This is a genomic window from Pseudomonas sp. K5002 (assembly GCF_013386655.1).
Lineage (GTDB): Bacteria > Pseudomonadota > Gammaproteobacteria > Pseudomonadales > Pseudomonadaceae > Aquipseudomonas.
Map to the genome: position 1 here is coordinate 1 of NZ_JACARK010000248.1, position 828 is coordinate 828.

At 62.7% G+C, this 828-nt stretch carries 1 protein-coding gene; it reads right to left on the minus strand.

Features of this window, described 5'->3' with window-relative positions; all coding sequences use genetic code 11:
• Positions 1-32: 32 nt before the first annotated feature.
• Positions 33-828: aldehyde dehydrogenase family protein (locus HX846_RS13160; RefSeq protein ID WP_178965524.1), on the minus strand; the 796-nt coding region annotated here is incomplete at its 5' end.

The following is an 828-nucleotide window of genomic DNA, read 5'->3' on the forward strand; positions in this document are numbered from 1 at the left end:
GCTCCCACATTGACCGCACTCCGAGCAGAGATTCAGTCGAAGGTAATGCCCTGGGCCAGCGGCAGTTCCAGCGAGTAGTTCACGGTATTGGTCTGGCGACGCATGTACCCGCGCCATGCATCCGAGCCCGACTCACGCCCGCCACCGGTCTCTTTCTCACCGCCAAACGCGCCACCAATCTCCGCGCCGCTCGGGCCGATGTTGACGTTCGCGATCCCGCAGTCACTGCCCACCGCCGACATGAACTGCTCGGCCTCGCGCACGTCAGTGGTAAAGATGCACGAAGACAGGCCTTGTGGCACCGCATTGTTCAGGCGCAGCGCTTCAGCGAAATCGGTATAGCCGACCACATACAGAATCGGCGCGAACGTCTCGGTGCACACCACATCACTCTGCTCCGGCATTTCCACGATGGCCGGCGACACGTAGTAAGCGTTGGGGAACGTGTCTTCCAACTGGCGCTTGCCGCCAAACACCCGGCCGCCTTCGCTCAAGGCCTGCTCCAGGGCGTCCTGCATGTTTTCGAAGCTGTGCTTGTCGATGAGCGGGCCGATCAGGTTGCCTTCCAGCGGATGGCCGATGCGCACTTTGGAATACGCAGCCTTGAGGCGGGTGACGATTTCCTCTTTTACCGACTCATGGGCGATCAGCCGACGCAGGCTGGTGCAGCGCTGGCCGGCGGTACCGACGGCGCTGAACAGAATCGCGCGCACGGCCATGTCCAGGTCGGCGCTTGGGCCGAGGATCATCGCGTTGTTGCCGCCCAGTTCGAGAATGCTGCGGGCAAAACGTGCAGCGACTTTCGGCGCTACTTCGCGGCCCATGCGG